The organism is Faecalicatena orotica (assembly GCF_003149245.1).
Lineage (GTDB): Bacteria > Bacillota > Clostridia > Lachnospirales > Lachnospiraceae > Faecalicatena_A > Faecalicatena_A orotica.
In genome coordinates, this window is sequence record NZ_QGDL01000018.1 from 14,584 (window position 1) to 37,203 (window position 22,620).

13 protein-coding genes and 1 pseudogene are annotated in these 22,620 nt (G+C 42.7%); 4 read left to right on the forward strand and 10 right to left on the reverse strand.

Features of this window, described 5'->3' with window-relative positions; genetic code table 11:
• Positions 1-11: 11 nt before the first annotated feature.
• The 4 genes and pseudogenes from A8806_RS22755 to A8806_RS22775 form a co-directional block, all read right to left on the reverse strand.
• Positions 12-962, reverse strand: a complete 951-nt coding sequence (locus A8806_RS22755; RefSeq protein WP_181368837.1) for an ABC transporter permease — start codon at positions 960-962, stop codon at positions 12-14.
• A 13-nt stretch (positions 963-975) separates the two neighbouring features.
• Positions 976-2,496, reverse strand: coding sequence for a sugar ABC transporter ATP-binding protein (locus A8806_RS22760; RefSeq protein ID WP_242996236.1), 1,521 nt, complete (start codon positions 2,494-2,496; stop codon positions 976-978).
• 97 nt (positions 2,497-2,593) lie between these two features.
• Positions 2,594-3,703, reverse strand: coding sequence for a substrate-binding domain-containing protein (locus A8806_RS22765; protein ID WP_109733470.1), 1,110 nt, complete (start codon positions 3,701-3,703; stop codon positions 2,594-2,596).
• Between the two features lie 63 nt (positions 3,704-3,766).
• A pseudogene (locus A8806_RS22775) lies at positions 3,767-6,310 on the reverse strand (glycyl radical protein).
• 266 nt (positions 6,311-6,576) lie between these two features.
• Between A8806_RS22775 and A8806_RS22780 the strand changes: the two are divergent.
• Genes A8806_RS22780 through A8806_RS22790 form a run of 3 tightly spaced genes read left to right on the forward strand, consistent with a single transcriptional unit; the run spans position 6,577 to position 10,602 of the window.
• Complete coding sequence (locus A8806_RS22780) at positions 6,577-8,190, forward strand: response regulator transcription factor (protein ID WP_181368838.1); 1,614 nt, start codon at positions 6,577-6,579, stop codon at positions 8,188-8,190.
• 16 nt (positions 8,191-8,206) lie between these two features.
• Complete coding sequence (locus tag A8806_RS22785; RefSeq protein WP_242996237.1) at positions 8,207-9,208, forward strand: sensor histidine kinase; 1,002 nt, start codon at positions 8,207-8,209, stop codon at positions 9,206-9,208.
• Positions 9,205-10,602: an ATP-binding cassette domain-containing protein gene (locus tag A8806_RS22790; RefSeq protein WP_109733474.1), complete on the forward strand. Its 1,398-nt coding sequence runs from the start codon at positions 9,205-9,207 to the stop codon at positions 10,600-10,602. The genes A8806_RS22785 and A8806_RS22790 overlap by 4 nt, the downstream gene beginning before the upstream one ends.
• A gap of 179 nt (positions 10,603-10,781) precedes the next feature.
• Here A8806_RS22790 and A8806_RS22795 read toward each other — a convergent pair whose 3' ends face one another.
• The gene (locus A8806_RS22795; RefSeq protein ID WP_109733475.1) at positions 10,782-13,364 is read right to left on the reverse strand and encodes a family 78 glycoside hydrolase catalytic domain; all 2,583 of its coding nucleotides are present in this window, start codon (positions 13,362-13,364) and stop codon (positions 10,782-10,784) included.
• A gap of 82 nt (positions 13,365-13,446) precedes the next feature.
• On the opposite strand from A8806_RS22795, the gene A8806_RS22800 reads away from it, so the two are divergent.
• The gene (locus tag A8806_RS22800; RefSeq protein WP_109733476.1) at positions 13,447-14,664 is read left to right on the forward strand and encodes a helix-turn-helix domain-containing protein; all 1,218 of its coding nucleotides are present in this window, start codon (positions 13,447-13,449) and stop codon (positions 14,662-14,664) included.
• On the opposite strand, the gene A8806_RS22805 is transcribed toward A8806_RS22800, so the two are convergent.
• The 5 genes from A8806_RS22805 to A8806_RS22825 form a co-directional block, all read right to left on the reverse strand.
• A complete protein-coding gene (locus A8806_RS22805) occupies positions 14,661-15,917 on the reverse strand; it encodes a glycoside hydrolase family 1 protein (RefSeq protein WP_109733477.1) in 1,257 nt (418 codons plus the stop codon). The genes A8806_RS22800 and A8806_RS22805 overlap by 4 nt on opposite strands.
• Before the next feature lie 2 nt (positions 15,918-15,919).
• Positions 15,920-18,169, reverse strand: coding sequence for an alpha-L-rhamnosidase (locus A8806_RS22810; protein ID WP_109733478.1), 2,250 nt, complete (start codon positions 18,167-18,169; stop codon positions 15,920-15,922).
• Positions 18,170-18,194: 25 nt separating this feature from the next.
• On the reverse strand, positions 18,195-19,598 hold the full coding sequence (locus A8806_RS22815; protein WP_109733479.1) for an MFS transporter: 1,404 nt from the start codon (positions 19,596-19,598) through the stop codon (positions 18,195-18,197).
• 385 nt (positions 19,599-19,983) lie between these two features.
• Positions 19,984-21,774, reverse strand: coding sequence for an adenine deaminase (locus A8806_RS22820; protein ID WP_109733480.1), 1,791 nt, complete (start codon positions 21,772-21,774; stop codon positions 19,984-19,986).
• Positions 21,775-21,851: 77 nt separating this feature from the next.
• The gene (locus A8806_RS22825; RefSeq protein ID WP_109733481.1) at positions 21,852-22,598 is read right to left on the reverse strand and encodes a GntR family transcriptional regulator; all 747 of its coding nucleotides are present in this window, start codon (positions 22,596-22,598) and stop codon (positions 21,852-21,854) included.
• Positions 22,599-22,620 lie beyond the last annotated feature (22 nt).

The window sequence follows — 22,620 nt, forward strand, 5'->3', positions numbered from 1 at the left end:
TCACCGCTTTCTTAATCATTACGGTTGGCAAGTACAGCCGCTACAATAATAATCCCTTTAAATACCATCTGCGGATATGAGGCAATTCCCAACAGATTCATCACATTCATCAGGATCCCCATTAAAAATGCCCCGATTAAAGTCTTAACTGCACTCCCTGTACCGCCTGACAGGGCGGCTCCTCCGATTACAACGGATGCAATCGCATCTAACTCATAGCCATCCCCTACTGTGGCCGTCCCCATGCTTAAACGTCCCGCAAGAATCATTCCTGCCATCCCGAAAAGGAATCCCCCGATTGCATAGACTGCCACAAGATATCCCTTTACATTAATTCCTGCAAGCCTCGCTGTCTCCTGGTTTCCGCCGATTGCATACAGTCCCCTGCCATACTTGGTCTTATTTAAAACGAAAAGTACGATAAGGAATACTACAATCATAATAAAAATCGGGGTCGGTATGAACAGGACAGACCCTTGGATAAACTCTGGCCAGAATGTCCCGTCAATTCTTCGGTTTTCCCCAACCTGATACATGTAAGCAAGCCCTTTTAAGATAGAAGTCATCGCAAGTGTCACAATGAAGGGGGCCACCTTTGCATAAGCTACAAGGACTCCAGTGATACAGCCAAACAGGACTCCCAAAGCTCCAACAGCCACGATCGCTGCCGGTCCCATCCCATTCTGGATAAATCCCGCCGTCAGACATACGCAGATACATACATAAGAACCTACAGAAAGGTCAATTCCACCGGTAATGATAATCATGAGCATACCCAGTGCACAGATTGCAGAAATGGAATTCGTTATAAGTACTGATGTGATATTTCCAACTGTTAAGAATACCGGTGTTGCAAAACAACTGAAAATAAATATGATGATAAATGCAATAATTACAAAATTATTTTTTATAAATTTTCCTGCTTTAAAATGATCCGTCTTTCCGCCGCCTATTTTCTCCATACCCTGATTCCTCCTAACAATTTGCCGTATTCGTTGCATATTTCATAATATTTTCTTCTGTCAGCATTCCTTTATGAAGTTCCCCCGTCAGACTGCCCTCACTCATGATGTACACCCGGTCACTCATGCCGATGACTTCAGGCAGGTCAGAAGAAATCATAATAATTGCCACACCTGCTTCTGCCAGTTCTTTCATAATTGTGTATATCTCGTATTTTGCTCCCACATCAACGCCTCTGGTCGGCTCGTCCAAAATCAGGATTCTGGGGTTTGTTGCAAGCCATTTTGCCAGTACTGCTTTCTGCTGGTTACCGCCGCTCAAGCTTTTTACTGGATGATACATACCCACCGTCTTAATTTTCAGTTCATTTATAAACTTTTCCGTAAGTGTGGTCTCCATCCTCCTGTTGAGCATATGGCGGGCCCGTACTTTATCCAATGCTGCCAGGCTGCAGTTAAAACACAGTGACTGGTCAACGATTAATCCGTTCCCTTTTCTGTCCTCAGTGACAAACCCGATTCCTGCCCGGATTGCTTCCTTCGGGCTCTTAAAATGAACCTCCCGGCCATCCAGCAAGATCTTCCCTTTGCCGGTTATCCGGTATCCGCCTGTTACCGCCATCATTAGTTCTGTCCTGCCAGCCCCAAGAAGCCCTGAGATTCCTACGATTTCGCCCCGGCAAAATTTCATGTTGACATGACTGACTATATTCTTTCCCTCATATTCAGGATGGCGTACGCAATAATCCTGGATTTCCAGTATGACCTCCCCAGCCTTAGTTTCCATATCCGGATACATGTTCTTCAATTCCCGCCCTATCATATAAGAAACAAGGCTATCTGTAGTCAGCTCAGATGTCTTTTTTGTCACAATCATTTTTCCGTCTCTCATAACAGATACGGTATCTGTCAGTTTGAATATTTCTTCCAGCCTATGACTGATATAAATAATCGTAATGCCGTCTTCTTTTAAATCCTTTAGAATACGGAACAGGATTTCTGTCTCTCTGTCTGTAAGGGGAGCCGTCGGCTCATCCAAGATCAGGACCCGCCCGCCCATCATGATTGCCTTTGCAATCTCAACCAATTGCTGCTGCCCGACGCTTAAATACTTTACCTTCGATTTCACGTCAATTGAAAGTGACAGCCTTTCCAGTGCCTCTTCTGCCTTCCCATAGATTGTTTTCCAGTCAATCCCCGTGCGGTTTTTGGGCAGATGTCCCAGAAATACATTCTCCGCAACACTGATTTCCGGTATCAGCGCCAGTTCCTGATGTACCATGACAATGCCAGCTTTATTTGCATCATCGGGGCTGGTAAGCTTTACCTGTTTTCCTTTTACCCACACACTGCCCTCATATGTATGATGAGAAAAACTGCCGCTTAAAACGTTCATCAATGTAGATTTACCCGCGCCATTTTCACCTATCAATGCATGGATTTCTCCTTCTTCCACTTTAAGGGACACATCATCTATCGCTTTCACTCCGGAAAATGCTTTTGTTATCTGCTTCATTTCAACTGCAAGCCCCATATCCATCCTCCTTTTCAACTATGCTCCGTTTGTTCCACTGCTCCATTTACGAAAAGACCGTTTTTAGGCGGTCTTTTCCTTTACCCGTTCAATAGGGTTAATATGTGGAGTCCGCGTCGTACACATCATCTACATTACTCTTTGTGTAACATGTATTCGGCACGTTGAAAGTGGCCGGAGTGGTAACGCCCGATGCCTGCTTTGCTGCAAGATATACCGCCCATTTCCCCATGATTCTCGGGTCATTTGATACTGTTGCAACAACACCTTTATCACCATCTTTAATCCATTTCAGGACTGATTTTCTGCCATCTATTGACGTGATCATGATTTTGCCTGTTTTTCCAGCCGACTCTATTGCAGGAACAACTCCCTGACATCCACCGTCACATGCACTGAAGATAATATCCAAATCAGGGTTTGCCTGCAGGACATCCGTTGTAACTGTCATTGCAGGTTCCGGCTGCCAGTTATAATACTGGTATGCAACGATGTCCAAGTTAGATTTGCCATACTTCTCAAGCATATAATCGTTGTAACCATTAATCTGTCCCCATCTTCTTAAATCAGATTCTTTTTCCTGAGCGGCAGCGGATAAAACCAACGCTTTTACAGAATCTTTCCAGCCATATTTTTCATCAAAAGCTTTTGCAAGCTCAAAACCTCCCTGATATCCACTATTTTCTACATCTGCCGAAACAAACGTAAACGGGGCAGCCTCTTCGCTCATTGCACTATTTACGACTGTCAGAGGAATACCGGCGTCATGTACCTTCTGGATTGCAGGGAGAAGACCTGAAGAATCCTTCGGGTTAACAATGATTGCATCCACTTTCATATTAACTGCCGTTTCAATGTCCCCCATCTGCTTCGTAATATCGTCTTCTCCATCGTATACAGTCAGTTTTACTCCAAGATGGTCTGCCTCAATCTGTGCTACCTTGACAAGCTGCTCATACCACTCGGAACCAGCGATATTTCTCTGGGAAAGTGCAATCTGCAGCCCTTCAAACTCATTTTCTTCCCCCACAGGTTCTTCCGGAAGGGTATTCAGCATCTCATTCGACGGTGTAAAACTTTCCCCCGTTGATTTACTGGCTGCTGTATTTTTTGTGTCAGCATTCTTTTTCTCGCTGGCGCTCTGGCATGCAGCTAAAGTTCCCATCATACATACACACAGTAATACACTCAATATCTTCTTTTTCATATTTTTTACCTCCTCGTTTTACAGAACTCTTTTTACCTTCGCATTTTTTCATGTACAAGATCCCTATAATTTCTCTTCTGTCCTCTCGATAATATCCTGCTGGACATCCTTTGATAACTGTGTAAAATAAGCGCTGTAACCGGCCACCCGCACCAGCAGGTTTGAATATTCCTCCGGATGCGCCTGAGCCGCCAGCAGGGTTTCGCGGCTTACGATATTAAATTGCATCTGTGCTCCGCCGGATGCAAAATATTCATCAATCAGGCTCACAAATCTTTTCAGGCCATCATTCCTCATAACCCGTTCCATAACACACCTCCTAAATTTTTATAATGTACTCATTTGCTGTTTTATATCAGAACCCACTCAATACAGGTCCGATGGATTAAATTTGAGATTATAAAGCGACCCGCATGAAAGCAGTATATTGTTAATCTTCGATACAGAGCGGATTGCCGCTGTTGGTCCATTCGTGTCGGTTCCTTTCATTGGGGACTGCCCGTCCGCAACCGGGGTATACGCATTACGTCCATCCGGGGTAGCACCGCACACCTTTCCAAACGGAGTATTGCTCGACACTGTACTTGTAGAACAATGCAGTGTGCCACCAATGGGACCCCGCCCATAGCGTGTATTCTTGTAGGAGCACAATTCATTTGCCACAAATGCCAGCATCTCCCTTGCCAGATCATCCACTTCATCGATATCATTGCCATACTTCCCTACATTTTTGCAGAGAGCCTGTATCTGGGGGCCGGACGGTTTTGTCTCCCTATCGGTGAAGTCTGTCTCCAATGCATGTTTCAACTGTGCTCCAGTTATAAGCTTATCGTCAAAAACTAATTTCTTAATCGCATAGAGGCTGTTAGCAATATTGGCCGTTCCTATAGTCTGCTGCCCTGTAAAATCGTATTTTGCCCCACCCTGCTTGAAAGTTTTCCCTCGTTCAAGTGTCGTCGTGGGACATCCAAATACGGATGTCATAGGCTCATTCATATGCTCTTCCCAAAGCTGGTCAATCGTATTTTCCAGAATAGCTTCCATTTTTATATAATATTTCATCTGGTCCTTATATGCTTCCTTTGCTTCTTCAAAGCTTTCAAATGCAACAAGGTCCTTCCCGCTTTTATTAGGATGCAGGCAGATACCGGTTCTCGGGTCCTTTCCATTATACAGAGACATCTCCAATGCTTTTGTACAGTTCAGCCACGCTCCACCCGTCCTTCCGCCAAGCAGCCCGGCAGGCCCGGGTTCCACACAGCCTATAATGCAGTAGTTATACGCATCATCCAGCTCATACCCCCTATTCAGAAGTGCAGGGATATAAGTCTCATCATTAAAGATAGAGGGCAGCCCTGTTCCAAGACGTACTACCTCAGCCACCTTCATTTTGAACTCAAACGGTGTGTTTTTATGGAAACGGACTGTCAGGGACGGCTGCGGAATCCTTGTATTGTAGATGGCATCCAGACAAATATAACTAAGTTCATTGGTCGCATCACATTTTTTCACAGGGTCCTGACCGCCAATTGTTAAATTCTGGAACATCGGCACGCCGCGGAAATAATCTGTATCCTGCCAGCTCCTTACCTTGTTGCTTGTATATATCTGCAGGAAGAAATTCTCTACCAACTCAGTTGCCTGCTCCCTGTCCAGAATTCCGTCATCCACATCCTTTTTATAGAACGGATACATAAACTGGTCAAACCTTCCAAAGGAGATTCCCACGCCGTTATCTTCTATATGCAGGCAGATATGGGTAATAATAATAAACTGAAGCGCTTCTTTAAATGTACGTGCCGGTTTGGCAGGCACATGGCTTAGCATATCGGCAATGTCTTCAAGCTCTCTTTTCCTGCCTTCATCTGTTTCTTTCTCCGCCATCTCTCTTGCAAGCCTTACATATCTTGCTGCATAATCCATGACAGAAGCTGCCGTTACGGCTGCTGCCTCATAGAAATCTTTTTTCTTCACCACATCCGGATCGTTTCTCCAGTCCAGACTATGAAGTCCCTCCTCTGACAGCCTGATGATTTCCTCCAGACCGTGATGGAGCAGCCATTCATGGGCCGTGGCAAAATGTCCGTCTCCACCCTGGAAGTAAGCTCCGATATCTGCAGCTTTAATTTCATAATGTGTCTGAAGCGCTTCCTTCGGAAGCCGGCTCCTCAGTCTGTCTACATGCGTCTTTCCTTTCCACCATCCGCAGATATGGCGGATATCTTCCATATCCTCCTCACGCAGGGTGTATCTGTCGGCCGGACGTTCGGAAGGAAAATAAGGATTTCCTTTGATAAACTCTTCTTCCATCCATTCCACTTCAAACTCCGGAAAAATCGGCGCCCACCGCGGTTTAGATGTTTGGTTGCCTGCAAACAGGCTCCCCGGCATAATATAAATGCTCATATTTTTTAGTACATGTTCGATTGCACGCGCCCTTTTCAGTACATTTGGCAGATCCGGCTCCTTCTCATAAAATTCAGTCAGATATTTCCCTCTTTCTACACAGATGCCGCTTTCGAAAGAAGTAATATACCTGTATAACTCGTCAATCCGCTTTGTTCTGACCGGCTGCGTGCTTATTTGATATGAAAGATTCCCTTCCATTTTTCCCTCCTGTTTTTATAATTTTTTTACCATGGTTTCTGACATGCCAGTTAATCTACCTCTATTCTATTTTTTAACGGATCTAGTTTCAACTCATTATCTTTAGGCAAATGAGTATTATCTTTAGATTTTTATACCTTTTGTATAGTTTTGAAAATCTTTCTATTTAATTTTTGTGTTTTTTCACTATAACTCTTGAAATCTAAATAACAATCCTTTATACTGATTCCCATCTTGATATAGCCATGAGACAAGGGGAGGATATTATGTTAAAGGTTCTAATTATTGATGATGAAGAAAAGGTCTGCCGGCTGATACAATGCCTCATCGACTGGGAGTCCCTCGGGCTTCAAATTGCCGGATTCTGCCATGATGGAATGGCTGCACTGGATAAAATCAAAGAGACATCGCCCGATATTATTATTACTGATATCAGGATGCCCGGATGTGACGGCCTTGCCTTAATCAAGGCCGCACAGGAGTTCAATCCGAAAATCCATTTCATCATTATCAGTGGATATGGGCAGTTTGATTATGCACAGCGTGCAATACAATACGGCGTTTCCGACTATATTCTAAAACCAATAAAGGAAAAGGAGCTTAAAGGGGCATTAATATCTATTGTAGAGAAGCAGCAGTCTATGGAGTCACACAAACAGCAGGATGAAGCAATCCGTCAGGAATTGAATTTCACACAGGAACGGATTAAGTCAAACTTCATAAGCGACCTGCTTCTGACCCCCCAGCTCATGCGGACCTTCCATTCTGCAGCGGATATCAACCGGGCTTACTATACAGATTTTACGGAATCTGCATTTTCTTTTATCTGCGTCTTTCTGGACACACCATCAGAAAATGGTCAGGCTCTGGTTAATGATTTCCTGCTCAATAAAGCCGCGGGAATTATAGAAAATGAAACAAAACAATACCATGACTGTACGATTGCAGTATCCGGCAGCTATATTTACTGTCTTGTAAACGATGGTGCAGAGAAGCTTTCTCTTTTATACCAGACAATGAAGAACATACGTGGGGCCTTGCTGGCTTTAAAAGAAATATTCCCAGAGCTGCACGTTATTCTCCTGCAAAGCGGCATCAAAGACTCTTTCGAGGATATCCCTGCCTGCTTTGGGGAAATCAATTCTGCGCTTTGTGAAAAAATCCTGTCTGGAAACGATGCCATCTATTCCTACTCCAGACTGCCGCAATGCAAAAGCCATATAGCGGATTTTATTACGCCTACATTTAGAAACCAATATTTAACCTGTGCTGAAACCTTCCAGTATGAAGCTCTTAAAGAACAACTAAGCAGTCTTGCAGACAGGCTTATACACCTTGTTCCGGTGACAGGTGAATTTATTTGGCAGGTATACAAAGAACTCATCTCATTATTTTTGTTTTTCCTTAAGCAGCATAAAATCGATGTATCTCTGGAAGAACTGACTAATAAATGGTACGATACTTTTCTTTCATTTACTTCCGTTTTGGATGCTTTTCATTATCTGGCTGAAGAGCACTGCCTCCTGTTGGAAGACTGGCGTTCCCATAAAAAGAAGTCCCAGTCCAAAGCAGTCCTTGCCGCGAAACAATATATCAACGAAAATTATGCAAAGGGGCTTACATTAGAGTTGATTGGACAGGAGGTTGGTCTTAACCCGTCCTACTTTTCTAATATTTTCAAGAAGGAAACTGGGAACAGCTTCGTAGACTATCTGACCGATATCCGCATACAGAATGCCAAAAACCTTCTTACGGAAACAGATTTAGAGATAATAGAGGTATCAGAACGTACTGGTTTTAACGACTTAAAATATTTTAACAGGTGCTTTCGGAAAATAACGGGAATGACTCCCGCTGCTTACCGCAAACTTTTTTCCTGACAGGCAGGTGAATAACGTGAAAAGAACATATTACCGCATACTATGTATTATTCCTGTTACTCTGGTGCTGATATCTGACCTTGGCATTTTCCTCATGGTCTGTCTCCGCCAGACCTCCTTTTTCATGATTTTTATCTTGCTGGCCATAATTCACGTGGGATTGTCCGTGTACATCTGGTTCTGCCTGCACCGGCCTCAGAAGATCATGGAGGAGGCTGCCGCAGATTACCATTCCATACAGGACTTTGATGCTTTTTCGGCATGCGCCTCGCCCTATCTGTCCGAAAACCTGCTGAACATGATGCGCGATTTTAAAAACCAGAAGATAGACTTTGCCTCCTCACAAAAACAAGCTGAATATCTGGCTTTGCAGAATCAGATTAACCCACATTTTCTATACAACACACTTGAGGCCCTGCGTGGTGATACCCTGTATGAGGGGCTTAACACAGTCTCATCGGTTATTGAGGCGCTTGCGACCTTCTTCCGTTATACAATTACTGATACAGGTAACCTGACTACCCTTGAGAATGAGCTGGAGCATACAGAGAATTATTTTATTATCCAAAAGTACCGCTTCGGAGACAAAATCAATATGACTGTAAACTGGCCGGATGACAAGAATGAGGTTTTAACACTGCTGATTCCTAAGCTGACACTCCAGCCCATTATTGAAAATTCTATTTTTCATGGTTTGGAGAAAAAAAGCGGAAATGGAGAAATTACAATTTCTATCGAAACGACAGAACGATTCCTGTTCATCAATGTTTCCGATACAGGAATCGGCATGTCGCCTGCTATCCTGCGCAGGATTAATGAGTCGCTCCAAAACCTCGCCGGGTCTCCAAGAACTAATGACAGTCAGGAACATCAAAGTATTGCACTTCAGAATGTCGCCCGGAGAATTAAGCTTTTGTTTGGCAGTGAATATGGCCTGCATCTTTACAGCACGAAAGAAATCGGAACGGATGTCCATATTATCCTTCCCAAAATACAGAAAAGGAATCTCACCCCATGAAAAAAGAATTGTTCCGCATCTTTAACCTGACTATCAGGCAGAACCGCTCTGCTATCCTGTCAAACCTCTATCTGCAGGTTTTCAAGGGAGAACATATCGGAATACTGTTCAATAGTTTTAATGAAAGAACCGCATTCTTAGACTTTATTGATGGTAAAATGCCTGATATAGAGGGGACAATTTATTTTGAAGAAACAGCTGTTACATATCCTGAGTATATCCGTTCATACAAAAAGGACATGGCAATTATTTTTGAATCCAGCCGCCTGATGGACCGGCTTTCTGTATATGAAAATTTATTTTATGAACAGCTTTCCTTTGTCTGGCTGACTGCAGAAAAGTATAAAAAAATGGCAGAAAGTCTGCTTGATTTCTTCCATCTTCCTCTGGATGTAAGACAGAAAGTAAAGACATTGACAGATTTTCAAAGAATTGCCGTTGAACTAATAAAAGCATTTCTGCAGAAGAAAAAACTGATTTTTTTGTCAAATGCTGCCTCCCTCTTAGATTCTGGGGAATTTGAACAGCTTCTTACTATCCTTAATATATTGGAACAACATGGGATTACCTTTCTGATTGGAGAAACTTTTGATATCCGCCTTTTTAAACTTACAGGATCACTTCATCTGATAAAAAATGGTCAGATTATCCGGATTCTGCCGTGTGCACAGATATGTCAGGAAGAGATACAAAAATCACTTGGCTCATATGCCATTCTGCATAATCAGAAAAATCATTGTCAGGACAGTGATTTACAAAATTCTGTCCTGACTTTTGAAAATGTACGGGACCAGCTTCCTGTCCCACTTTCATTTACGCTGAAAAGGGGGCAGATTTTAAAAATAATCTGTACCAGCAATCGGGAAACAGAATATCTCTTAGCACTGCTGAGACGGAAAATATTATCTGGCAGCGGAAAGATTTTCTTTAAAGGACAGCCACTTACCAAAGTCAACCCCAGACAATATCTAAAAAGCTGCAAAGTGATTGAATCAAATCCCCGCCAGAAGGTACTTTTCCACAACATGAGCGTACTCTATAACTTATGTGTGCCGCTGGACCAAAAAGTTCACAACTTCTGGGGGAATCCAAGCAACCAGAAAGGTGTGGAATACACCCTGCGTGATATTATCGCCCCCAAATATCTACCGATGAATATTGACCAGGTGCCTATGGAAATCGTTCAGAAAGTCATCTACTGCCGCTGGCTTCTGTATGTGCCGGATTTGCTTGTCTGTATTAATCCTTTTTCGATTATAGATACCTCTTTAAACCAGATTACGCTTGAGATGCTCCGTCTTCTGTCTGCAAAGGGGATCAGCATACTCATAATCTCCAATCACTGGACAATGGATACAGAAATAGACGGGGAAGCCGTTTTTCTGACGCCGTAATCACAGAAGTGTCACGAAAACGCATCAGAAAATAAGTAGACAGATAGATGGCGGAATTATAAATCATTTCCGCCATCTACTGCGTTTTTGTCTAATCTTATTTGTCCCCCGGTTCTGCAATGTGGTCAGAAATAATTTTGCCGATCAGGTCTACAGAATCTCTGCAGTCCTCTCTTATCTTATATTATATGTCTTCCTGCCTTTAATTCTATTTTCTTCCCATCCGGTGTTTCTAAACACACGATACAGTTTGATGGAACATCAATATCAAAGACAGGCTTTCCAGCTTGTATTTTCCAACCACTTTTCACTATCCCGTACGGACTCATATATTCTGCATATGCTTCTTCTAAAAGGCTGTACGGATATGGCTTTATGAGAAATCGATTCTCCCCTGCAATACGTATACCCGCCACATGTGAAAAAAGGAATTCACAGACTGCTCCTGGTGAATAATGGTTATATGACAGCTTTAGGGGATGTCCTGCCTCATCATATCCGTTATAATTTTCCCATACCGTTGTAGCTCCCTGTTTTACCATCGCCATCCATCCGGGTTCTTCTGTATTTTTTAACATTTTATATGCGGTATCCAAATACCCGTTCTCTGCAAGAACAGGAAGAATAAATGGTGTGGATAAGAACCCCGTACCAATTTTAAACGCCCTCTTTCTACAAACATCGTTTAAATGCCTTGCCACGTTTTCCTTTGTTTTCCCTTCAAGAAGCCCGAGGGTGAGAGGTCGAACCAGCTTTGCCTGCCTGTCTGCTGGGATATCATCATCCTGTACGAAGTGGTATAAATATGCCTGTCTGGCCCCTTCAGAATATTCTTCACATATTGCAGCATCATTCTCTTTTCCCGCTGCCTTCCACATTTCTGCGAGAAGCCTCATTGTATAATGCAGATATGCCGTATTCTCTTCTTGTTTCGGACGTACCAGCTCAGTTACAAAATCGTACTCTGCAACATCAGACGGCTCTGCCCATTCTCCCCAATGCATACCAGATTCTATCAGATATTTACTATAGGGTGATTCCCCGATCAGCGTTGATTCGAACAACGATTTCATCGGGTGTCCGTCAGGAAGGTTGTAATAACTTTTGTCAGCAGTCATATGGATTACATACTGCATCCAGCCATGCATTAATTCAAAGTTTTCTATAATAAAAGAAGTGTCCCCATATAGTTTCCACAGTGTATAGGGAATAATCACTGCTGCATCTGCCCAACCCACAGAACCATTCAGGGCATCCTGATTACTTAACTTCTGCACTTTCGGGCACACATTATCTACACGTCCGTCCTCTCTCTGGCAGTCCCTTACATCTTTGAGCCATTTCCGGTAAAACGCTGCTGTATCGGCAAAATATGCTGCGGTCCGTGCAAAAATCTGGGCATCTCCGGTCCAGCCAGCCTTTTCCCTTTGTGGACAATCTGTAGGAACATCAACAAAATTACTTTTCTGGCTCCATACGGTATTTTTTACGAACTGATTTATATTTTCATCAGAACAGCAAAAGCTGCCTCCATATTCTATGTCTGAGTAAACTGCAACAGCAGTAAAATCTTCTGCCCTTATATTTTCCAGACCTTCTGCCAATGCATACCGAAAACCGGAATAGAAGAATTTGGGATAGTCAGGAGCACAACTGTCGTTAAAAATGATTTTTATTTGTTGTCTGATACTTTTGCCCCTCTCAGGAATTGTCGTAAAGTTAGATTGTGTAAGCTCTCCCTGATCCAGAGTTTCTCCCAATGTGAGTATTATTTTCTGTCCTTTCCCGGCACGGCCGCGGAATAAGATATAGCCAGCCATATTCTGCCCAAAATCCAGTATTGTCTTCCCCGTTGGCGTCCTGATGATTTCAGGAGTAAAGCATTCATGCTCTTTTACCACAGGAGCATTGGAAGCAGTTGGGCAACAGTCTGTATGCACAATTTTGGCTTTTTCTGAAAAACCGGGCTCATAGCGGCAGTCAATTTTAATGCCGTCTTTCAAATCATTTTCCCTTACCGGACCATCATTACACCATTCAAAAGAATCATCTGTACCGATGACTTCTCTTCTCCCGTCATCATATGTGATTTCCAGCTGGGCAAACAGCTTTGTCTGATTTCCGAAAAAATATTCTTCCCCATCATAGCCGAGCTTCCCCTTATACCATCCGTCACCCGTTACAAAAATTATTGCATTCTCTTCTGCAAGCATATCTGTCACATCATAAGTCTGATAATACAAATGTTTATCATACTGGGTACATCCAGGTGCCAGTACAATATCCCCCACACGTTTTCCATTCAGGTAAGCCTCATAAATTCCGTGAGCTGTGGCATAGAGCCTTGCTTTTTTCACCTCTCCATGAAGAGAGAAATTTTTCCTGTAATAATCAGCAGGTAACCGCTCTTTTTTATCTGTATTAACCCCGCTGATCCATTGTGCTTTCCAGTCTGATATCTCCAGCAATCCGATTTCAAACATTTGTTTACTGCTCCATTCCCCTGGAACTCCATTCTCATCATACAGGCGAACACTCCACATTACTATGTCACGGCTGCTTGTTGTCCCCTCATAAACGGCATGCATGGATGAAGAAGATACAATCCCTGTATTCCAATCAGGCTTCCCGTTTAAACTCGTCCTTATCTCATAGGCAGTCTGCCGTATTCCCCCCGATGCATTCCATGTGAGCAAAGGATTCTGTATATCAATTCCTATTGGATTATTTAAATATGCGCATCTTAATCTTGTTGCTTTCATTATCTGCCTCCTTATTTGTAACTATTGTATTTTTATCGGAACTATTATATATTTATCTTATCACTATATCAGGAGGTCTTCTATGGATTTAACCTATATTTCCCGGCTATGCACCCATATTTATCAGTTTTCCAGTATTCCTTTATTTTTCTATGATGCGGAACAGAAATGCTTATTTCCACAAACTGACCAAATGTTACTGGAGCCGACCTCTTTTTCTCTTCAGAAGCTAATAGCGCCTTTTGTTCCCGGACTTTTTAGTCTCGCTGAAAATCCCGGATATTTATTATCTAACTCTAACTTCTATATTGGTATCGTTAAAATACCTTCTGCCAGCGGATGCCTGATTACAGGGCCGGTTATCAGCACGCCCATGAGTAGGAGCAATATTAAATACATTATACGTGAATGTATGATTTCACTTGAACATGAGGAAAGCATTGCGAATTTCTTCCAGACTCTTCCCAGGTTTAGCATGCAGCACTTTTTTGAGCTTCTTTTACTGCAGCACTTTTTATTTAATGGGGAATCCCTTGACGTATACGAACATTTCCACTTGAAAGTATCCGGACATTCCAAATTTCTGGAGAGGCATACAGAGAGTTCCTGTCAGGCGAAAGAGGAACAGCTGTTTCATCACTCTTATGAACGGGAGATGCAGATGCTGAAATATGTAGAATCAGGGAATTTACAAGGCATCTTAAGCCTGAAAAACGCGTTTACTGATTCTACTCCCGGCATACTCGCCGACACACCGCTTAGGCAGGCCAAAAACGAATTCATAGCAGCTATCGCCCTTGTTACAAGGAGTTCTATAAAGGGTGGGCTTGGTATTGAAGAAGCATACCAGTTAAGTGACACTTATATTCAGGAAATTGAAACCTATCGGAATGTTGATGCCGTTTACCGTACATTTCTTTCCATGTATAAGGATTTCACAGAACGTGTAGCAAACAGTAAAATACCAGAAGGAGTCTCAAGGCAGATGTATTCCTGCATTCAGTTTGTTCAGGAGCATACTAATGAACATATCAGTGTAGCTGATGTTGCAGAACATATACGGCGCAGCCGTTCCTACACTTCTTCCAGATTTAGCGCTGAGATGGGATTTACATTAAATTCATTTATTATGGCCTGTAAACTGGAAGAAGCAAAGAGCCTGCTCTGGCACTCAGATAAAAGCCTTGGGGAAATCAGTAATTATCTTTGCTTTTCCAGCCAGTCCCACTTTCAAAAGGCTTTTAAACAGAAGTACCATATCACTCCTAATGAATACCGTAATCAGATGAAGCAGGATTAATTTTTGTATTGCCGGGCAATCTCTCCGAGGCTGGAAAAGCTCGGCTTCGGAGTTCTTTTCTGAGTTCTGCGGTCCACGGCTATCAATCCGAAAGTCTGTGTATACCCCATATTCCACTCAAAATTATCAAGCAGTGACCAATGCATATACCCGAGAACATTTATTCCACTTTCTATGCATTGCTTCACTCCGTCAAGTGCCTCCCTGATAAATGCAACCCGCTCTGTATCATCGGCAGTAGCAATTCCATTTTCCGTTACAATAACAGGCTTTTTCCAGTCCTGGGCCACACGCATAATTACATGCCCAAGTGCCTGCGGATAATATTCATAGCCTGCCATAGTGAGTTTTCCCTGTGCAGGTCTGGTTTTTCCATCTTTTGTGATAATTTTTCTTGTATAGTTTTGGATTCCGATAAAATCATCCTCTGCCACAGCTGGCAGATAATGGCGGAAATCCTCATCCCATTCCCTCTGGGCGGCAGCCTTCCCACCCTCTTCATATTGATAATCAAACAGAGAAAAGGTCATACCGACTTTCGTTTCAGGAGATTTCTTTTTTATTGCTTTTCTAGCTGCCATATGGGCTTTTCTGACGATTTCATCTCCATGCGGTGTTCTCATGGAAATAAATGGCTGTACCTTTTGCGGCTCTGTTTCAAATACGTCTCCGAGGTTCTTCATATAGCTTTCCATAAATTGCGCCTGATCTGTATTAATTCCTATCTGGAGTTCAGAAGGCTCCATCGATTGCATGATCTTTGCAATCTGAATTCCCATATTTGCCTCGTTTATTGTACATACATACGGGATCAGAGGGCCTACATGCTCCATCACATAACTGCAGTAGCCGGCAAACAATTCCGCAGTCATATCATTTTCCCATCCGCCCATTGCTGTCAGCCACTTTGGTGACGAAAAATGGTGCATCGTGACTATTGGAATCAGACCGTTTTTATGACAGCACTCCAGCACATTTTTGTAGTGTTCTATCTCCTGAAACTGAAAGTCCCCCCGGCGTGGCTCTATCCGCGCCCACTCTATCGAAAAGCGGTATGCCTGATAACCGGCCTCCGCCATTCTGCTTATATCCTCTTCAAATCTGTTGTAATGATCTGCCGCATCCAGAGACGGTTCATTATATACAGACCCCTTCATCTGCTCCATTGCCCAGCAGTCACTATAAATATTGTTTCCTTCAACCTGATGTGCCGACGTAGACGCACCTATAAAAAATGTTTCTTTCTGATTCATATTCATACATCCCTTTCATTTATATCTGACAGATATTCATATTTTCCTTCCCTTGTTTCATGGACTTCTCCATTTGGAAGGGTAATCCTCGTGTTAACCGGAGTTTGAATGTGAAAGTATACCTGATCATCCCGGTACTCCCATGCCACACTTATCTCTCCTGCTGCCGAATGATAACTGCCTGAAACTTTCCCAAGCCGCCTGTCCGGATAGGGATGAATGGAAATCTCCTGATAACCCGGTTTTAAAGGTTTTATTCCTAAAATATACTGATAATAAAATGCGCCTACACTTCCGAATGCATAATGATTAAAAGAGACCATATTGCCGGCACCCATTTTTTCTTCCTGAACTTTTCCATCCGGCTGCAGGGCATCCCAGCGCTCCCATGTTGTCGTTGCCCCCTGCCTTATCTGGTACATCCAGCCCGGACAGTCTTCCTGTAGCAGAAGATCATAGGCAAGCTTTGCTTCACCTGCGTCAGCTAAAAGCGGTAAAATATGCTGAGTGGTAAAAAATCCTGTCTGCATTCCCTGCTTTTTTACATTCTTAATAAATTTGCGAAAAACCTTTTTTTTCAGTGGACCATCCTTTAATACAAATTGCAGAGCCATAATGTATGCGGCCTGATCATCCGCCGCTGCTTTTCCGTTCGGCCTTATATACTTTCTAATATATGCCCTTCTGCTTCGCTCTGCCTGCTGTCGGTACCGTTCCTGTTCTTCCTGTTTTTCCATCATCCCGGCAGTCTCTGCAATTACATCTAAATCATGTATTACAAATGCGTTTGATACAGGGTTATTATGCATCATCAGATATGACACACTTTTACCATAGGTAAGCCAGTCTCCGAGAGATATTCCCAGCCACAGGTTTCTTCGTCCCATTTTTCTGATTTCCGCTTCCACGAACAGTTTCATACTCTCATACTGCCGGATAAGAGTGCCCTCCTCGCCGTACTGTTGGTACAACATTTCAGGAATTAGTGTTACTGCATTTCCCCAGCCCAGCATACTGATCTTTCCTATTCCACCAGGCTCTGTTGCCGGAACTGTACCTCCTATGTACCCTTCTGTATTATCTTTCTGCCCCAGTTCCATGTCCCTCATGAATTGTTTCCAGAATAGGCGCGTATCAAAATTGTAGCTTCCAGTCCTTGCAAATACATGGGCGTCACCTGTATAACCTTCACGTTCATCACGCTGGGGGCAGTCTGTTGGTATTCCAACATAATTAGATTTTTGTCCCCAAACCTGATTCTCATATAATTTCTGTACAAGGACATGATCACAGTTAAAATATCCTGTACGTTTCATATCACTGTATACAGCATACGATTCAACAAGTCCGTCATAATAGGCAGTTCCAGTAATTTCGATATAACGGAAACCCATATAAGTAAATCTGGGACGGTAAACTTTCTTACTATTTCCTGCATGATAGATAATTTCTGCTTTTGCAGACCTGAGATTTTCCGTGTAGAGACTGCCATCTTCATTCAGGATTTCTCCGTGACGTATTACTACAGTTTCATCAGTCAGTTTCTCCGGATGTATTTCCACGATACCGGCAAAATTCTGTCCAAAATCCAATATTGTTTTATCCTTATATTTATAAACTTCCCTTATCGGCATGTGTTCCTGCACTCTGACATTACATTCTGCCGGAACTATCTCTGCCGGAATTCCTCCTTCATAGTTATGGCATGTATATTTTTCAGCATCTTCTGCCATTAAGACTGAGGTATCATGAATCTCCTTATCCGCAAAATATTCCTCGCCATTATATAGGCCGGCATATGAATAGGGAGATACCTCCTCTCGTGCAGAATCATCTGAAACCTTCTCCTGTCTTGTGCCATCTTCATATTCCAGTTCGAGAACCCATGCAATTTTAGGTGCATCTCCGTAAATCTTGTACTTTTTATGACAGGTAAACCATCCACAATACCAGCCTTGTGCCAGATAAGCTGTCAAAGAATTCTTTCCTTCATTCAGCAGTCGTGTCACATCAGTCGTCTGATATAAAACGCGGTGTGGATAATATGTATAACCGGGTGCCAGCATTGTATTCCCTGCTTTCTCACCATTTATCTCAATTTCATACATCCCCAGTGCTGTAGAAAACAAGTTAGCACGTACAAGTTTTTTTGTGATTTTAATATTCTGTAAAAATACATGTACGTTCCCTTCACGTTCTGTTTTTTTGGATTGAATAAATACTTCTCTCAGCCTTTTTTGTATATTGTTCATAAATTTACCTTCTTTATACTAAGTCTTATTGTTTTCCCCGTCTTTCCTTCAGATCAGAAAGAATCTGTGCATATTTTCCTTCCAGATCATATTTTCGGAACAGGATGAACTGTACAGTAAATAGGGCCAGCGGAATATATATACTGAACGCAAATATTGCAATGATTGCACTTTTGGGTTGTACGGCAAGTGATGGGTCATAGTTTCCCAGAGCAAGGAGCCAGCCAATTAACGCCCCGCCTATTCCGCCTGCTATCTTGCCTCCAAATGAACTTGCACTGTTCGTCATCCCTACCATCCGTTTCCCATACATCCATTCGTTATATTCTACACAATTATTGATCATTGGTCCGATCAGACACATTGGAATCATCGATGCAAAGGATGTAAAAATACCGCATCCTATACAGCTCACAATGCTGTATGGTGTGAATACCCTGACTGCGCATGCAACGATTCCTATAAACGCACTGATATATGATGCTTTTGCCATACCAAACTTTTTCACCATTGGATTTACAGCAATAAATCCAAGGATAGTTGGAATTAGTCCTACTGCTCCTAAAAGTGCTACAAGGTTATCATTTCCTAGAACCCATTTTGCGTAATATACACTACTGGATGCGCTCAAACTTGCAAATATACCCATGAACGCATTTGCTAATAGTGTGATAACCCAGTACTTATTTTTTACCAACAACCTAATTGCTTCCAGAAATGGCACATTTTCTTCTGGTACCATCTTTTCTTCGATTATGCCGGCCTCACTTACAACTGTTTCTTTTGTTTTTGCATATAAAACAATCAGTGCCCCGCCTATAATTACTGCAATAATAACTCCGTATTTAATCCAGGCTGTCTGATCCCCGCCCAGCATGTTTGTAAGCGGTATTGTAAGCATTGCCAGTATCATTCCTATGAGATACGAGAAAATAGCCCTTACAATTCCCATCTTCCCTCTTTCTTCGAGGCTCCTCGTTCTGATTGACTGCAGTGATGTATACGGTATGGCAATTGCTGTATACACGACAGCAGATAATAATATATTTGTAAGGAATGCATATCCAAGCTGTACATCCGGGCCAGCATGGGGGACTGTAAACATTAGTATTGCAATCAGGGCCGCAGGAAACAGCATAATCTTAAACCACGGACGGCATTTCTCTCCTGATTTAAATTTAGCGCTATCCATAATTTTCCCCATAATCAAATCTGTAAATCCATCCAGTACTTTACTGAGAAGCAATACGGTTGCAACTGCTCCCGCAGCCATTCCAACTTTATCCGTATAGAAATATGTCATTTGCCCCACGATGCCTGCCAAACCATTTAAAGCCAGCATTCCGACACCATCTCCAATATAATCGGAAGTTCGCATCGTCTTTTGCACACCCATACTGTCGAGCCCTAATTCTTTCTTCTTTCCCATTTTTCCTCTCCTTTTGTATTCTTTTCTGATTTATGCTTATATTACCATGCTGAAAAGGAAATGTATTATACATTTAAACACTAAATTATATTTTTATTAATCAATATGATATAAATCAATAAATCCCCGCATCAGAAAACGAACACTCTCTGATACGGGGATTATTTTAATCACTTATTTATCTGCCGGAATCTCAATTACAAGGTCAGACAGTGGAAATGCCACACACGGATGGATAAATCTTCATCCTCAATGTCCAGAAACACATTTAGGTACTGGCCTGCCTGAAAATAGGCGCATTCTGTAGTCCCGTGTGACGGGTCGGGAACAACAAAGTTTGCGGAGCCGCTGACCCTGCTTTTATCTGCAATAAAAAAGAAGCACCCTATTCTTCTTTGAAAATAGGAATGAACTGCTGTGTAATAATATCTATCATTCCAAGGTCTGTCAGCCGGGCATTCGGAACAACCGGTAATGGCAGGATGGCCATGACAAACAGTGGAAATTCGACGCCTGTCATTCCCATCGTTTTCAGTGCCTCTTTGAAATTTTTGCTCTGTGCGGCAATCACTTCAATCGGAGTATTGGACATCAGTCCTGCAACTGGCAGTTTCATTTCTGCAAGTACTTCACCATTCATCACACTTACATAGCCGCCCGCATTTTCTTTTAAGTGTGCGATTGCTTTCAATGCATTTTCCGGCTTATCATAAATAACGACAACATTATGGCAGTCGTGTGCTACAGTGCTTGCCACCGCCCCGGTCTTAATACCATATCCGCGGACAATGGCCTTTCCCATCGTTTTTAGCCCATAACGGTTAATAACGACTGCGTATTTTAAATCTTCATCTGCTGAAATATCCACATAACCATCTTTTATGTTAATCTTTTCTTGTCTGAACTCCGTTAAGAACCCTCTTTCGTGGTCAAACAGAATGATATTGCAGTCCATCTCCCCATTCTCAATCGGAGCTTTTATCCTCAGGTTTTCTTCGCAAATCTCACCTAAGTTTACTGTATTTCTGCTCTCTACGTCATACTGTTTCTCCGCAATCTCTACTTCCAGTCTGCCGTCTTTGGCAACCAGTCTGCCGCCAAAGAATACCGCTTTCGGTTCCATTTGTTTCAGATCATCCATTATAAGCAAATCTGCTGCATATCCGGGAGCGATTGCCCCGATGTTCTTGATTCCGGCTTCTCTTGCTGCATTAATTGTACCGATTTTAATCGCGTCTACCGGGTCCAGGCCTGTCTCTACTGCCATTCTTGCAATATAATTCTCATGCCCCCTCTTCAGGATATCATCCGATTCCGTATCGTCTGTCGCAAATGTAATGTTATCGAAATACCGGAAGTCTTTCACGCTATTGATGATACTCTTAATATCCTGTGATATGGAACTTTCCCTTGCATCTACATTAATGCCAATACGGATTCTGTCTCTGGCATCAATTCCTCCGATCGCCTCATGGTCGCTCATTGGACCGCCGCATGCATAGGCAGATAATTCACGTCCATAAATACAGAATGCATGACCCTGGACAAATTTTTCCTTTCCCAGGCATTCCCCTAACAGGCTGACCATCCTTTCAGCATTATTCATAACCCCATAATAATCCATGACTTCCGCAAGTCCGGCCACGCGTTCTAATTCAAATAGTTCATTGATTTCCTTTGTCCCAAAAGTTGCCCCGCCATTTTCTTTCCCGGGCAGTGAAGGTACGCAGGATGGCGCAAGTATAAGCTGGCGCATCGGCAGGTCTTCACTGCATTCGTGCATGTACTTAACCCCTTCTACCCCGAGTACGTTTCCAATTTCATGAGGGTCTGTAATGACGGTTGTCGTCCCATGCGGCACGACCGCCTGCGCAAAATATCTTGGAGTCATCATCGTACTCTCAATGTGGATATGCGCATCCACGAATCCGGGTGTAAGATAAGCTCCCTCAGCATCATAGTATTCTTTCCCTTCCATTGGTTTTTCTTCTCTGCCCAGATGGTCCGGGTCGCACTGTATATGTGCAATAAATCCGTCACATATACCCACTTCTGCTTCATAAATCTCACCCGTAAACACATTCACCATCTTCGCATTTTTGATTACCAGATCACATGGGATACGCCCCATTGCTGCATCGACAAGTTTCCTTCTGTCCTTTGGTTCTACTCGCATACGTTTCCTCCTTTGAAAATAGGTATTAAGGTATTACCTTTGATAGTTGCTATATAAAAACAGGACAATGCCTGTTTTTATTTTTTGATTCTATACAAATCAAACTGTATGATATTTGTATCGAAAAATGCCTCTCCATAAATTACCGGAACTACATTCTGGTCAAATCCTACTGATGAGAGCTGAAGGACTGTCTGATTCATAATCTTTGTTTCATGTCCCAGATATTCTTCCATTTCCTGCCTGCTTACAGCCTGCAGCTTCACTCTGTCACATTCCACTAATGTACGCCCGTATTGGGCTAGTATCTCAAAACAAGAATGTGCATTCCAAACCTCATCTGACGGAATGTCACCTAATATCCTCTTCGGAAAATATCCCCTTGCGATAATTGCCTGAACTTTACCGGCATACAATGCATACTCAACTTCAACCAGAGGTTCCCCCTGTTCCACATCAAGTAACTGTGCCATGTCTGCATCTGCACTCTTTTCACAGAGTAAGTTGATCTCATGGCTAGGCTTCTGTCCTGCCCGGCGGATAATATCACTGAAATCAATCATCTCCGAGAGATTCACTTTTACTTTCAATGCTTCTTCGTTCACGAAAGTTCCCTGACCATGCTTCCGCATAATCATACCTTCTGATTCCAGCTGACCTAACGCACGTCTCAGTGTTACACGGCTGATACCAAGCGCTTTGGATAAATCATTCTCTGACGGAAGTTTACGAATACCGTTCTTCTCATTATTCTTAATATAATCAACAATCTGGTGTCTGACCGAATCTGTCAGACTATTTTTTCTTACTGGTTCAATATTCATGTAACGATTATAGCACTGGCGC